This is a genomic window from Rhizobium sp. WYCCWR 11128 (genome assembly GCF_013416305.1).
In the GTDB taxonomy this organism is placed as follows: Bacteria; Pseudomonadota; Alphaproteobacteria; order Rhizobiales; family Rhizobiaceae; genus Rhizobium; species Rhizobium indicum.
On record NZ_JACCEZ010000002.1, the window covers coordinates 568,422 to 582,137 of the forward strand.

A 13,716-nucleotide genomic window follows, 5' to 3' on the forward strand; every position below is an offset into this window, starting at 1 on the left:
ACCGCGTGTCAATCTGACCAGCGAGGCCCTAACATTACCAATCGGTAAGCCATTCTAAACAAAACGTAACTTGCCTGTGATCGGTCGCGGCGCCAAACTCTTCTCGCGCCGGATTTGATGAGGTGAACTATGTCAGATTTGGAAAAACTTGTCAGACGCCGTATGCAGGAAGAATACGCCAAGGGCGCTTCCGCGGAAGAAATTGCGAAAGTCGTCCGCGACCTATTCAACAGCGTCGACCTCTCGGGCAATCGGTTTGATGCCGTTGCCGTACGGGCCACCAGGGATCACGAGTGACCCGGTATTCGACCGACCCGAGATTTTCGGGTCGGTTGCCAGGATGATTTCCCTGTAAGCAGATATCGATCAGGCTGCCTTCTGCGCCGTATCAATCGGATGCTGCGAGCGGAAGCCGACGGCAAGCCGGTTCCAGATGTTGATCGCGCCGATCGCCACCGTGATTTTCGTCATTTCTTCTTCGGAAAAATGGGCCTTCAGCGTCTCGTAGTCGGCATCAGGCGCGCCTGTTTTGGCGATATTGGTCACTGAATCCACCCAGCCGAGCAGCGCCCGTTCGCGGGCGTCATAGACCGGCGATTCCCGCCAGACGCACATCAGGTTGATCCATTGTTCGGAGAGCCCATCATGGCGGGCTTCCTTCACATGCATGTCGACGCAATAGGCGCAGCCGTTGATCTGTGAAGCGCGCAGCTTGATCAGGTGGATGAAGCGGCGCTCCAGCCCGGAGGACTGGACATATTGCTCGAGCGCGGCGACTGCCTTGTAGGCATCGGGGGCTGCTTTGGCGAAGTTGAAACGTGGTTGCATGCTCTTTCTCCTTTGTTATGGCTCAACGAGCCGTCTTGCGTTCATGGATTTCAAGGAAGGCGCAGCCTCTGGCTGCGATCGATCCGTCGTCGACGGCGGCAAGTTCGATGCCGATATCGGCCAGGCTCGTCTTGGCGAGTTCGGCGCGATAGACCCGTTCGGCTTTCAGCATCGCCGCGTTGATGGTGCAGGGCTGGGCGAACAAGCGATCGGAGACCGGGTTCGGTCCGCGCTGGCGGATTTCGGCGCAGCGGAACGCCGGTGCAGACCCCTCGACCGCGAGCACGATGTCGAGCAGCGAAATCTCCTTCGGTGCTTTTGCCAGCCGATATCCGCCCTTCGGCCCCGGTACGGTATCGAGGATGCCGGCGCCCGACAGCGCCTGCAGATGCTTCAGCAGATAGCTTGTCGAAACGCCGTGGAATTCCGCCAGCGCGGCCGCCGAAAGCACGCCGCCTTCGGAGAGGCCGGAAAGCATCGCAACGCTGTGAATGGCCTGCTCGACCCCATCGCCCATCTTCATGCATCTGGCCTCCTCAATTCGTGGATAAAAAATATCCACGATTATGCCAGCTGTCAAGAGGTGTCCTCGCTGCTGCCACTTGCCTTTATCCTGACCGCGGATAGAAGACGGAAACGCCGACAGGGGAACAACATGGCATCCAACGCTTTTGCAGGCCTTCTGAATTCCAGCGCCGATCGTCACTCGCTCTTCGACGACGCCCAGGGCATCGTCGCCGGCAGCATGCTCGCCGTGCTCGGCGTAACGCTTCTCTCCGGCGCCGGGCTGCTTGCCGGCGGTACGGCTGGCCTTGCCTTCCTCGCCCATTATGCGACGGGCTTCAGCTTCGGCCTCTGCTTCTTCGTCGTAAACCTGCCCTTCTATTATCTAGCCTTCCGCCGTTTGGGTGCCGCCTTCACCATCAAGACCTTCGCCGCCATTGCGCTGACCTCGGTCCTGTCCGAATTCGTCCCGGGCTTCATCAGCATGGCGCGTGTCGATCCTTTCGCCGGTGCGCTCTTCGGCGGCCTTGTCATCGGCGCCGGCATGCTGGCGCTCTTCCGCCACCGCGCCAGCCTCGGCGGCATCGGCATTCTTGCCCTCTATATCCAGGATCGCTTCGGCTGGCGCGCCGGCTTCGTCCAGCTCGGTTTCGACGGCATCATCCTGGCGCTCTCCTTCTTCGTCGCCAGCCCCTTCATCATCGCCTGCTCTGTGCTCGGTGCGATCGTTCTCAACCTCACGATTGCCATCAACCACCGCAAGGACCGCTATATCGCCATGTGAAAAGGCGCCGCTCTTCTTTTTCCCTGGCGTTTGACTACTTTCAGGGCGTGGACCAGATCGATTCCGAAGCCCGTGCCCTGCTTCCTGCCGCCTTTACCCGCTGGTTTGCGGAAAAGGGCTGGCGCCCACGCGCCCATCAGCTGGAACTGCTCGCCCGCGCCGAGGCCGGCGACAGCACGCTGCTGATTGCGCCGACCGGTGCCGGCAAGACGCTCGCCGGTTTCCTGCCCTCGCTCACCGATCTCACCCGCCGCGGCCGGATCCCGCCCGGCTCCGCCTTCACCGGCATCCATACGCTTTATGTTTCGCCACTGAAGGCGCTTGCCATCGATATCGAGCGCAACCTGATGAAGCCGGTCGAGGAGATGGGCCTGCCGGTCACCGTCGAAAACCGCACCGGCGATACGCCGAATGCCAAGCGCCAGCGCCAGAAGCTCAACCCGCCGGACATTCTGCTGACGACGCCGGAACAGGTCGCCCTGCTGTTGGCGAACCGGGAGGCCGAGCGCTTCTTCAAGGACCTGAAATATATAGTCCTCGACGAGCTGCATTCGCTGGTCACCTCCAAGCGCGGCCATATGCTTTCGCTCGGCCTGGCTCGCCTCCGCCGCCTTGCCCCCGGTCTCCAGACAATCGGCCTGTCGGCCACCGTCGCCGAGCCGATGGATCTGCAGAAATGGCTGGTCGGCCAGGAAGAGGGCAGGGAGCACCATGCCGGCCTGGTGGTCGTCGAAGGCGGCGCCAAACCCGATATCTCGATCCTGTCGACCGAAGAACGCATTCCCTGGGCCGGCCATTCCGCCCGATATGCCATTCCGGATGTCTACAACAAGCTCGTCGAACATCGCACGACGCTGCTCTTCGTCAACACCCGCAGCCAGGCCGAAATGCTTTTCCAGGCGCTCTGGACGATCAATGACGACAACCTGCCGATCGCCCTCCATCACGGCTCGCTCGATGTTGCCCAGCGCCGCAAGGTCGAGGCGGCGATGGCCGAAAACCGGCTGCGCGCCGTCGTTGCCACCTCCACCCTCGATCTCGGCATCGACTGGGGCGATGTCGATCTCGTCATCCATGTCGGCGCGCCGAAGGGCGCCTCGCGTCTTGCCCAGCGCATCGGCCGCGCCAATCACCGCATGGACGAGCCGTCGAAGGCAATCCTCGTGCCGGCCAACCGTTTCGAGGTCATGGAGTGCCAGGCTGCCCTCGACGCCAATTACATCGGCGCCCAGGACACACCGCCGGTCGGCCGCGGCGCGCTCGACGTGCTCGCCCAGCATGTGCTCGGCATGGCCTGCGCCGAACCTTTCGACATGCTGGAACTCTACGACGAAGTCACCAGCGCCTCGCCCTATGCCGATCTCAGCTGGGAGACCTTCGAGCGCATCGTCGATTTCGTCGCGACCGGCGGTTATGCGCTCAGGACCTACGAGCGTTATGCCCGTATCCGCAAGACCAAAGAGGGCCGCTGGCGCGTCTCCAATCCCGCGGTCGCCCAGCAATACCGCCTCAATCTCGGCACCATCGTCGAAAGCCCGATGCTGAATATCCGCATGGTCAAGCGCGGCGAGGGCGGCAGGATCGGCCGTGGCGGCGCCACGCTCGGCAAGGTCGAGGAATATTTCCTCGAGCAGATGTCGCCGGGCGATACCTTCGTCTTCTCCGGTAAGGTGCTGCGCTTCGAGGGTATCCGTGAAAACGAGTGCCTGGCGTCGCAGGCCTTTTCGCTCGATCCGAAAATCCCCTCCTATAATGGCGGCAAATTTCCGCTGTCGACCTATCTCGCCGAGCAGGTGCGGGCGATGATCGCCGATCCCGATCGCTGGCGCCGCCTGCCGGATCAGGTGCGCGACTGGCTGTCGCTGCAGAACGACAAGTCGATGCTGCCGAAGCGTGACGAGTTTCTGATCGAAACCTTTCCGCGCGGTAGCCGCGGCTACATGGTCGCCTATCCCTTCGAAGGCCGTCTCGCCCACCAGACCCTCGGCATGCTGCTCACCCGCCGGCTGGAGCGGATAGGCGCCAAGCCCCTCGGTTTCGTCGCCACCGATTATTCGCTTGCCATCTGGGGCCTCGAGGATATGGGGCTGATGATCGGCAACGGCCGGCTCAACCTCTCCGACCTCTTCGACGAGGATATGCTCGGCGACGATCTCGAAGCCTGGCTGGACGAATCCTTCCTGTTGAAACGCACCTTCCGCAATTGCGCCGTGATTGCAGGCTTGATCGAGCGCCGCCATCCAGGCAAGGAAAAGAGCGGCCGCCAGATCACGGTCTCCGCCGACCTGATCTACGACGTGCTGCGCAGCCACGAGCCGGATCACATCCTCTTGCAGGCAACGCGGCAGGATGCGGCGACGGGACTTTTGGATATTGGCCGTCTTGGCGATATGCTGAGACGAATCAGGGGCCACATCACCCACCGCGCTCTCGATCATATTTCCCCGCTCGCCGTGCCGGTGATGCTGGAAATCGGACGCGAGGCGGTGCCGGGCGAGGCCCATGACGCGCTCCTGGCCGAGGCGGCGGACGATCTGATCGCCGAAGCGCTCGCTTGATGAGAATCGGGCCTGATGAGAATTAGGGCCCGACGATTTAGGTCTGACGACGATTTAGGCCCTGACGACGATTTAGGAATGACGACCGTGATGAACCGCCTGGCGCTGGCGCGCGACATATCGGGACTGGCGATGCCGGGCATCGAGACATCGGTCCATGGCATTGCCGCCGTCTGCGATCCGCTCGGCGCCCTCTATCTGCCCGATGCCGGCCTGCTCGTCGTCTCCGACCTGCATCTGGAGAAGGGCGCAGCCTTTGCGCGCCGCGGCATGATGCTGCCGCCTTACGATACGCTGGCGACGCTGACCGTCCTTGCCGCCGTCATTTCCCGTTATGACCCGAAGCTCGTCATCTCGCTCGGCGACAATTTCCACGACCGTATCGGTTCGAAGCATCTGCCGGAGAATTTTCGTGCCCTGATCGTTGAGATGGCGCGCGGCCGCGAATGGATCTGGATCAATGGCAACCATGATCCGGATGGCATCGTCGATCTGCCGGGCACATCTGCTGACGAGATGCATTATGCTGGCCTGACCTTCCGGCATGAGCCGAAGAACGGCTTGCAGAGCGGCGAAATCGCCGGCCACCTGCACCCGTCGGCGACCGTGCGCCGCCGCGAGAAATCCGTCCGCCGCCCGTGCTTTGCCACCGACGGCGCCCGCCTGCTGATGCCGGCCTTCGGTGTCATGAGCGGCGGTCTGGATCTCGGCCATCAGGCGATGAAGGGTCTGTTCGACAAGGCTTTGCTGGTGGCGCATCTGCTCGGCAAGGACCGGATTTATTCTGTCAGGTATGGGAATTTGTGGGGATAGCGCCCTTCATATTTGGACGGCGTGCCGTGTCCGCCCCCCTCTGCCCTGCCGGGCATCTCCCCCACAGGTGGGGAGATCACAAGTGGCCAAACCTTCGCGTCCCTCCAAGGTTTCACCGGGCTGTGACGCTAGTTGTTTGGGGAAGCCAGTGAGCCCAGCCAATCTCCCCACCTGTGGGGGAGATGCCCGGCAGGGCAGAGGGGGGTACCACACGGCAGTTCTTCAATACCCTCAATCGCACTCCTGCAACTGCCGCTGATACGTCCCTGCCATCCGCGCAAACTTCTGTGCCGTCTGCTGCAACTGCCCGTTCGAGCGCCAGTCGCCGCGTTTGTATCCTGTCGGACCGGAATAATAGGCGAGATAGAGATTATAGGCATCGTTCAGCGGAATGCCGGTCTCCACGCTGTTCTGGTAGTGATACCAGCCGATGAAATCGATCGCGTCGGCGAAGTTCGCCCGCCGCGCGGTCCAGTTCCCTGTCTGCGACTGGTAGTGATCCCAGGTCCCGTCGAGCGCCTGCGAATAGCCATAGGCTGTCGACGGACGAGTCCAGGGAATGAAGCCGAACAGCTTGGTGCGCGGCGGCCGCGCATAGGGCTGGAAGCCGGATTCGGTATACATCGTCGCCATCAGGATCGGCACGGGAACGCCGTATTTCTTCTCCGTTCGTTCGGCGGCGCTCTGCCAGCTGGAGAAGAGCCCGTCGCGCTCGTCGAAGACGGCACAGATGTTCCTCGTCTGCTTCGGCGCCGTCGCGCAGCCGGCAAGCAGCGCGAGACCTACGGCCGTCAGAACGATACGAGTACGCATGACAAAACCTCTCGTTTCCGAGAGATTACTAACTCGTAAATGTTAAAAACCGGTTTTTAGTCGAATGCGAACTTCCCCGGCTGCCTCCTTGTGCGGCCAGGGATCGATACCCTGGCCTAACCATCGGGACGGCATCCCATCCACTACGCTTTGACGGGTTCGTAGCGCAGGATCATCGCGCCGCCTTCCGTCGTCGAGGATTCGATGAGCTTCAGCGGCACCTGGCTCTCTGCCGGTTTGAAAAGCGGATTGCCGCCGCCGAGGATCACCGGCACCAGGCAAACCCTGATTTCGTCGATAAGGCCGGCTTTCAGCAGACTGTCGGCAAGCTCGGCGCTGCCGAAGATCAAGATCGTCTTGCCGTCCTCCTGTTTCAGCCGCGTCAATTCGGGGATCGGATCGCTGACGACGCGGGCATTGTTCCAGCCGGGCTCGCTCATCGTCCGCGACACGGCGATCTTGGCGATGCCGTTCATATAGGCTTTGATCTCACCTTCGCCCTCGGCGGTCGGCCAGTAGGAGGCCATGCCCTCATAGGTCTTGCGGCCGAAGACCAGCAGATCGCTTTCCCTGCCGAACTGTTCGGCATAGCGCTGCAATTCAGGCCCCCAGCCGAGATTGTGGAAGTCGATATCCCATGGCTTCGTGCCTTCGAAATAACCATCGAGCGTCATCAGGTTCCAGACAACAAGCTTTCTCATTTCCATCCTCCTTCTGAATTGCCATCCATCAAAACTGGTTGCGTTTAACAACTGGTTGAAAGTTAGGCCGACTGATAGCGATATGCAAGCGGTTTTTTTGGGGCACAACATTCAAGGCAAGCAGCTGCTCCCGCAGGCCCTCGTGCTCAGCGCCTTGCCGAGTCTATTTTGGAAGAAATCCTGAGCGCCTTGGCTGTGGATCAGTCCTTGCGGAAGATCAGGCTCGCACCCCAGCCGGTGATGACAGCGAGCAGCACGGCAGCAAAGCCGTAGAGGATCGGCTGATCATGCGCCGCGTCGGTGATCGTCTGCTCGATGCCGGTCTTGATGACCCGCAGCGGCAGCGATTTCTCGGTCACGAAAAGCCCGCTCTTGAACAGATAGGCGCGCACGGTGTGCACGCCGTTCGGAATGTTTGCCGGCAAGCGCAGGCTCGCCTTGAAGAGGTTGGAGGAAACGAACCGCACGCCGCTCGGGTTGCGGTCGTAGAGCCCGCCACCCTGCTGCAGTCGCCGGAAGGCATCGCGGAACTCGCCGAGATTGCTGCCGTCGCCGACGAAGCCGACCGGAGTCAGCGGAATGTGGTCGATGCCGATCCCCTGATCGGTCAGCTCGAGCGGTGTCGTCAGATCGTCGATCATGCGCGAACTCGACATCGAATAGGAATGCGGCACCGCTTCGAAGGTCATCGAGCGGGTGTTCACCCAGATGCCGAAGACGCGTTCCTTCCTGCGCACTGTCGCATCCTCGCGCGGGCCCTCCAGCACCACGACCACGTCATACTGGCCGATGGCGAGCAGCAGCTGGTCGGTATTAGAGAGCGCCCCGAAGATGGTCAGATCCGCGCCGTGGAAATCCGAGGTGATGGCGATTTCGCTGGTCGACGTGCCGATTTCCAGCCCTTCACGCACCGCTTCCGTTGCTTGCCCCGGCAGCCACTGCGCTCCGACAGAGGCCGGCAGCAGGCAAAGCAATGCGATGACAGCGGCAGCCAGGCGCATCAATTGCCCGCTCCCATCACCACCGAATAAACGTCGGCCGGCGTCACCACCAGAGCGATCGCAAGACGCACACCGACGGCGAGCACCAGCAGGCCGAGCAGGGCGCGCAGCTGTTCGCCGCGCAGTTTTTGGCCGACGCGCACGCCGTATTGTGCCCCGATGACACCCGCCACCATCAGGATGAAGGCGAGCACGATGTCGACGGAAAAGTTCGTCGCCGCCTGTACGATCGTCGTATAGGCGGTCACGAAGATGATCTGGAACAGCGAGGTGCCGACGACGACATTGGTCGGGATACGCAGCAGGTAGATCATCGCCGGCACCATGATGAAGCCGCCGCCGACACCCATGATCGAGGTGAGGATGCCGATCGCAAAGCCGAGCGCGACGATCGGAATGACGCTGAGAAAGATCTTCGATTTCTTGAAGCGCACCTTCAGCGGCAGCTTGTGCACCCAGTGCTGGTGGCCGGGCTTGCGCGGTGCGGGCGGCTCGTTGCGCGCTGCCCGCCGCATGGCATTGACGCTTTCGAGCAGCATCAGTCCACCGACGGTGCCGAGGAAGATGACATACATCAGCGAGATGATGAGATCGAGCTGGCCGATGGCGCGCAGTAAAGAGAAGATCCAGATGCCGACCGTCGCACCCGCAAGGCCGCCGACCAGCAGCACCGTGCCGAGCTTGACGTCGAGCGAGCCTCGCCGGAAATGCGTGATCGCGCCCGATATCGACGACGCCACAACCTGGTTGGCGCCGGTCGCGACGGCGACGACGGGGGGAATGTTGTAGAAGATCAACAGCGGCGTGATGAGAAAACCGCCGCCGACGCCGAACATTCCAGACAGGAATCCGACGGCCGCCCCCATGCCGAGAATGATGAAGATGTTCACCGACAATTCTGCGATGGGCAGATAGATTGTCACAGCCGACCCCGAATGATGACCGCTCCTGCCGGGCGGTTTCTTGTCACGTCCCTGTTCGAATGCGCACCATACTGTGAAATCGTTGCCAGAGGCTTTCGATCGGCCCCGTGATTAGCCATAGAGATTGACGGAGAGATCGGTGGCAGAGGATTCGCCGAATGTGCGGATCGATATGTCCGGGCATAATCCGGCTTTTTTCAGGTTTTGTGACAGACGACGGCAAAATTGGAAAAAGCCTTGCGGCATAGTGCCGCCAGGCGTTTTTCATCGCCGGAACAGAGAGTCCAGACGATCCCGCGTCGATGCGACGCGGGCCTCAGATTGCCTTGCTGACCTGCTTGTTGCGTTCGAGCAGCGCCTTCACGGTTGCATCGGTCACCTTGCCGTCCGGCTCCTGCCCGACCGACTTCTGGAAGTTTTTGATCGCGGTCACGGTCTTCGCGCCCATTTCGCCGTCCGGCACGCCGGCGTCGAAGCCGTTATTGTTGAGGATCGCCTGGATGTTGCGGATCGCCTTTTTCATGTCGACGCTCGCCGTTTTCGCGCCGGTTCCCGCCCATTCGTCGGGGATGTCGATGGCGTTCGTGCGGTGGTCGACCGGCTCCGCCTTCCAGAGATCGGCCTTGGTGCGCGCCCGTTCGAGTTGGTCGGGTTTCATGGCTTTGGCCACTTCGTCGCGCTTCTGCGCCGCATCCTTGTCGCCGCCCTTGGCGGCGATCGCAAACCACTTGTAGGACTCTTCGAGATCCGCCGGAACGCCGTTGCCGCGTGCGCAGAGGATTGCCAGGTTGAACTGGCTGTCGGTGATGCCGAGGTTCGCAGCCTTGGTGAACCACGAGGCGGCCGTCGCATAATCCTGTTGGCCGAGGGCGCCGGAGGCGTAGAGCACGGCGAGATTGTGCATGGCGCTGGCATTGCCCTGGTTTGCCGCCTGCTCGTAAAAACCCTTCGCCTTGGCGATGTCGCGTTGGACGCCGTTGCCCTTCTCGTACATGCTGCCGAGCCGGTATTCGGCCGGCGCAAAGCCCTTGTCGGCTGAAAGCTGGTACCAGCCTGCGGCCTGCTTCTGATCGACCGTCATGCCGTTGCGGCCATCCGAATAACGCGCGCCGATCTCAAACAGCGCCAACGCATCCCCGCCGCTCGCCGCATCGGCAAGCGATTTCGGCTGGACGGTGTCGGGAATGGTGATGGCAGCCTGCGGTGCAGGTGCGGGAACGAAGCCCGATGTCTCCTGTGCCGCGCCCGACGGACCGGGAGGGGCAAGGGTCGCTGCCCCTTCGCCGTCAAGCGGCGCCACGTCGGTCAGATGCTCGCGGGCGTCAGGCGGGGTTGCCTCCGGCTGCGCCTGTTCGGCAGCGGGCGGCATAGCATCCGCTGCCGGAGCGGTCGTTCCGAGAGCGGCGGCATCCGGCTGGGCAGGTGTCGCGTCAGGCAAGGCCGGCGACGGGTTTTCCGCGCCGGTCAGCGCCGAGACTTCTGCTGGCGGCTGCGGCGCGCGCTCGCCGCTTGTCAGCGTTCGGGCAAGCGGAAAGGCCATGATGGCGAGCAGCACGGCACCGACCGCCAGCAGGATCGGCCGCCGGTAGCGCGAAAAGGCGCTGGTCTTGCCCGTCTTGGCAGAAGCCTTGCCGGCCTTGTCGGCATTCGCGCCCTTCTTCTCGGCCTTGCCGGCTGCCTGCTTCGGATTGGCATCCACCTCCATCGCGGCCGCCTGCGCCGCACGGCGCGCAGCAGCGATATAATCGGCGCGATCGGTTTCGCCGGCAGGTTTGCCGCGCGCCGCGCTCTGGCTGGCGCGAACCCGTTCAAGGATCTTCTTCACATCAGGTGCGCCCGAGCCCGGCTCGAGCAGTTCGTTTGCCGCATCCGTCGGCACCACATCGGTGGGATCGATCGACGGCGCGGGGTCGATCATCGGCCGTTCGGTCGTCCGGCTCTCGGCCTTCTTGCCGGGCATCAGCCGCTTGCCGAGGCTGGCGAGCAGGCTGGCCTTTGCCGGTACCTGTGTCCCTGCCGATGTCGCAGCTTCCGTCGTCCTGGTCGCGGCTTCGATGGCGATCGCGCTCGTTCCGCTCATGGCGGTGGCTTGCGCAGGGACGGCAGCTTCGGCTGCAACCTCGGCCGTGCGGATAACAGGAGAAGCCTTTGCCGCCGGGGCAGCGGCCGGCGTCCTGTTCATCTCGGCTTCGGCCACCATCAGCGCATAGGGATCGACATCGAAATCGACCTCGGCGACCGGCATCTGGGCAAGCGGCCGGCCGCGATCTTCCATGCCGTCGAGGCGGTCGGCGATATGCACCAGCGTCTCGTGCAGCGCCTGGAAAGTCTTGTGCGTGCGTTCCTCGCTGTCGCGGCTGAGATCCTCGAGGTGGCGCAGATCCTCGGCCAGCGCCGTCAGCGCCGACATGTCGGCGGCGGGCATGACACCCTGCGGGCCGCCATGGCGCGAATAGGCTTCGACAACGGCCTCTGCCGCCTGGCGTGCCGCCTCGATGATATATTCGTCGCTCGTCGCCATGTAATCTTCGATCGCGCCCATGCGCTGGTCGAGTTCGGGGGGTATTACAGCGCTCTCGCGCGGCGCGCTCATCAGCGCCGAAAGATTGGCGATCTGGTCTTCGAGGTTCTTCAGCGCCCGCGGATCGGTCGGCGCTGCCGATGTGCTCTCCTCCAGCCGGGCGGCGATGTCGCTCAGCCGTCCTTCGAGACGCAGGAAGGCGCTGTCGTCGGCTACAGCGGCGGGCGCCGGCGCCTGCTGCTGATGGGCCATCTCGTCGATGCGCCGGGCGAGATGGTCAAGCCGCTGCGCCAGCACGTCGTTGACGGCGCCGTTCTCAAGCGCGTCGATCTTGCGGGAAATGTCGGAAAGCGTGCCGGTGAGGTCGGCTTGCGGTGCCGTCTCCTGCGTGCGTTCCAATAGATAGGATAGATGTTCCAGCCGTTCGTCGAGCCGTGACGTCGCTTCCGCCTTCGTCAGCTCCTCGACGCGTCCCGTCAGCGCCTCCAGCCGGATCGCCAGCTCGTCGGCCGGGTTCACGCGGCTGGCCGCATCATGGCTCATCAGGTCGATCTGGTCGGCGAGCGCCGCAAGCCGGCTTTCCAGCCGCTGCATCAGGCCCGGATCATTCGCAGTGGCGGTGCGCCCGCTTGCCGCGATTGCCCGGCTGATCTCGTCGAGCCGCATGTCCATGGCGGCGAACTGCTCGGACATGACCCGGTCGTGCGGCTGGATCATATTGCCGAAATGCTCCATCGCTGTGGCGATCGAGATCAGCTTGTCTTCCAGTGCCCGAACGGCCGGGCTCTCGCCCATGCCGCCGATATGGCGCTTGATGTCGTCGAGCCGATAGGCGAGCGAAACGAGCTCTTCCTGCAGCCCCTCTGTATCGAGCGCCGCAAGCCGGTGTTCGAAACCGTCCCAGCGGTTTTCCATATGGCGCAGCGAATCCTCGCGCGCCAGCCCGTCCATCAGTGAGCGCAGCTCTTCGAAATCCTCGCGAAGGCCCGTGGCCTCCGGCGCGGCGGAGCGGCCGGTCAGCTGGGTGATGCTCTGGGCAAGGCGGCCCATATCGGCGCGCATGTCGTCGGCGAAACGGCCGTCTCCGGCATTAGTCTTGATGTCGCGCAGCTCGGAGCGCAGCGCGTTCATTTCGCGGGTCACGCCCTCGGAAATGTCGCGCTTCAGGTCCTGTCGCAGATTGACGAGCGCCTGGGCGATCTCCGTCATCGTGTCGTCGCCGGTGCGCAAGGCCGGCGCCGGGGCGGCGACGCGTGGCGTGGGTTCGCGAAGCTGCGGAGCCTGCTCGCGTGCGTAAGGCCGCTCGCGGCCGGCTTCAAGCGCGCGCTGGCGTTGACGAATTTCGGCGAGCGGATCCGGCCGCGGCTCGAGCGGGGCCTTTGCGGGCCGGGGAGCATGGGAAGCGGCATAAGGATCGCGCTCGGCCGTTGCCGTGCGCGGCCGCTGTTCGCGCCCGCTGCCCATCAGCCCTTCGATGCGCGCCTCCAGCCCTTCGATCGTGCGGTTCAGCGCATCGAGCGAGGTCCTGTCGGACTGTCGGGAAGGATTTGATCGCGATCCGTTCATCTTCTTGCTCGCTTCGACTGCTCGACCCCTCGTCAGAGCTCGATCGTTGGCTTTTCGTCTGCTGCCCGCTTTACGCGGGCCTGAGCGCACCATTCATAAGACGATAGTCAATTAGACTTTCCTCAAGCTGAACGATGTAGCGGCATCCTTAGGAACGCGAGACGGGGGAAAGGAATGCGGATCGCTACTGCTCAATCCGCACCTTTCACGAAACGTGGTAAACAAGCCGTTAATGCCGATGGGAATTTTTTAACGTTTGTGTTCCAAACGCCGTTTTTGATGGCAATTGCCGTTCAATTCGTCAGATCGGAGGGCCGCTCGCGGATCAGGCCGGACGCGGATATTGCAGCTCGATTTTCACGCCCTCGGGGCCGTAGACGAAGACCTGACCGAGATCGGTGTCGGGAATATCGTAATATTCGTAGCGATAGCCGCCCGCCTTGATGCGTTCCAGCGCCGGGCCGAATTCGTAAAGGCTGAAGGCGACATGGTTGAAGATGCCCGGTGGATAATCGCTGCTGCGCGACGTCAGGCTGAGATGGATGACCGGCCGTTCGTCCAGATAGAGCCAGTGGCCGGGCGTGGCGAAGGGCGGCCGATAGCCCTCCCTGACGCCGAGCACAGCTTCCAGGAAGCCGATCATCTGACGCGCATCGCGGGTCTCGATGGTGACATGGTCCAGACGCGGCATCGGTATCCTCCCA

The 13,716-nt window shown here is 62.8% G+C and carries 12 protein-coding genes; 4 read left to right on the forward strand and 8 right to left on the reverse strand.

Going from position 1 to position 13,716, the window contains the following annotated elements; genetic code table 11:
- Positions 1-129 precede the first annotated feature (129 nt).
- Entirely contained in the window at positions 130-297 is a 168-nt protein-coding gene (locus HX898_RS10470) for a hypothetical protein (protein ID WP_157628318.1), read from the forward strand.
- Positions 298-366: 69 nt separating this feature from the next.
- On the opposite strand, the gene HX898_RS10475 is transcribed toward HX898_RS10470, so the two are convergent.
- Both HX898_RS10475 and HX898_RS10480 read right to left on the reverse strand, forming a co-directional pair.
- Positions 367-828: a carboxymuconolactone decarboxylase family protein gene (locus tag HX898_RS10475; protein WP_180194609.1), complete on the reverse strand. Its 462-nt coding sequence runs from the start codon at positions 826-828 to the stop codon at positions 367-369.
- A gap of 22 nt (positions 829-850) precedes the next feature.
- A complete protein-coding gene (locus tag HX898_RS10480) occupies positions 851-1,351 on the reverse strand; it encodes an Rrf2 family transcriptional regulator (RefSeq protein ID WP_003545245.1) in 501 nt (166 codons plus the stop codon).
- 132 nt (positions 1,352-1,483) lie between these two features.
- Here HX898_RS10480 and HX898_RS10485 point away from each other — a divergent pair, with 132 nt between their 5' ends.
- The 3 genes from HX898_RS10485 (at position 1,484) to pdeM (ending at position 5,487) form a co-directional block, all read left to right on the forward strand.
- The gene (locus HX898_RS10485) at positions 1,484-2,116 is read left to right on the forward strand and encodes a YitT family protein (RefSeq protein WP_171599745.1); all 633 of its coding nucleotides are present in this window, start codon (positions 1,484-1,486) and stop codon (positions 2,114-2,116) included.
- A 47-nt stretch (positions 2,117-2,163) separates the two neighbouring features.
- Positions 2,164-4,674, forward strand: coding sequence for a ligase-associated DNA damage response DEXH box helicase (locus HX898_RS10490; RefSeq protein WP_180194610.1), 2,511 nt, complete (start codon positions 2,164-2,166; stop codon positions 4,672-4,674).
- 78 nt (positions 4,675-4,752) lie between these two features.
- Positions 4,753-5,487 carry a ligase-associated DNA damage response endonuclease PdeM gene (pdeM, locus tag HX898_RS10495; protein WP_180194611.1) on the forward strand — a complete coding sequence of 245 codons (735 nt, stop codon included), beginning with the start codon at positions 4,753-4,755 and terminating at the stop codon, positions 5,485-5,487.
- 231 nt (positions 5,488-5,718) lie between these two features.
- Here the strand turns inward: pdeM and HX898_RS10500 are convergent, their stop codons facing one another.
- The 6 genes from HX898_RS10500 to HX898_RS10525 all read right to left on the reverse strand — a co-directional run bounded on the left by HX898_RS10500 (position 5,719) and on the right by HX898_RS10525 (position 13,703).
- Complete coding sequence (locus HX898_RS10500) at positions 5,719-6,300, reverse strand: transglycosylase SLT domain-containing protein (protein WP_003545252.1); 582 nt, start codon at positions 6,298-6,300, stop codon at positions 5,719-5,721.
- A gap of 143 nt (positions 6,301-6,443) precedes the next feature.
- Complete coding sequence (locus HX898_RS10505; protein WP_180194612.1) at positions 6,444-7,001, reverse strand: dihydrofolate reductase family protein; 558 nt, start codon at positions 6,999-7,001, stop codon at positions 6,444-6,446.
- A 200-nt stretch (positions 7,002-7,201) separates the two neighbouring features.
- The gene (locus HX898_RS10510) at positions 7,202-8,002 is read right to left on the reverse strand and encodes a TIGR02186 family protein (RefSeq protein ID WP_138334500.1); all 801 of its coding nucleotides are present in this window, start codon (positions 8,000-8,002) and stop codon (positions 7,202-7,204) included.
- Complete coding sequence (locus HX898_RS10515) at positions 8,002-8,925, reverse strand: sulfite exporter TauE/SafE family protein (RefSeq protein WP_003545257.1); 924 nt, start codon at positions 8,923-8,925, stop codon at positions 8,002-8,004. Before HX898_RS10515 ends, HX898_RS10510 begins: the two co-directional genes overlap by 1 nt.
- 316 nt (positions 8,926-9,241) lie before the next feature.
- The gene (locus HX898_RS10520; protein ID WP_180194613.1) at positions 9,242-13,012 is read right to left on the reverse strand and encodes a peptidoglycan-binding protein; all 3,771 of its coding nucleotides are present in this window, start codon (positions 13,010-13,012) and stop codon (positions 9,242-9,244) included.
- Between the two features lie 325 nt (positions 13,013-13,337).
- A complete protein-coding gene (locus HX898_RS10525; protein ID WP_138334498.1) occupies positions 13,338-13,703 on the reverse strand; it encodes a VOC family protein in 366 nt (121 codons plus the stop codon).
- Positions 13,704-13,716: the final 13 nt, after the last annotated feature.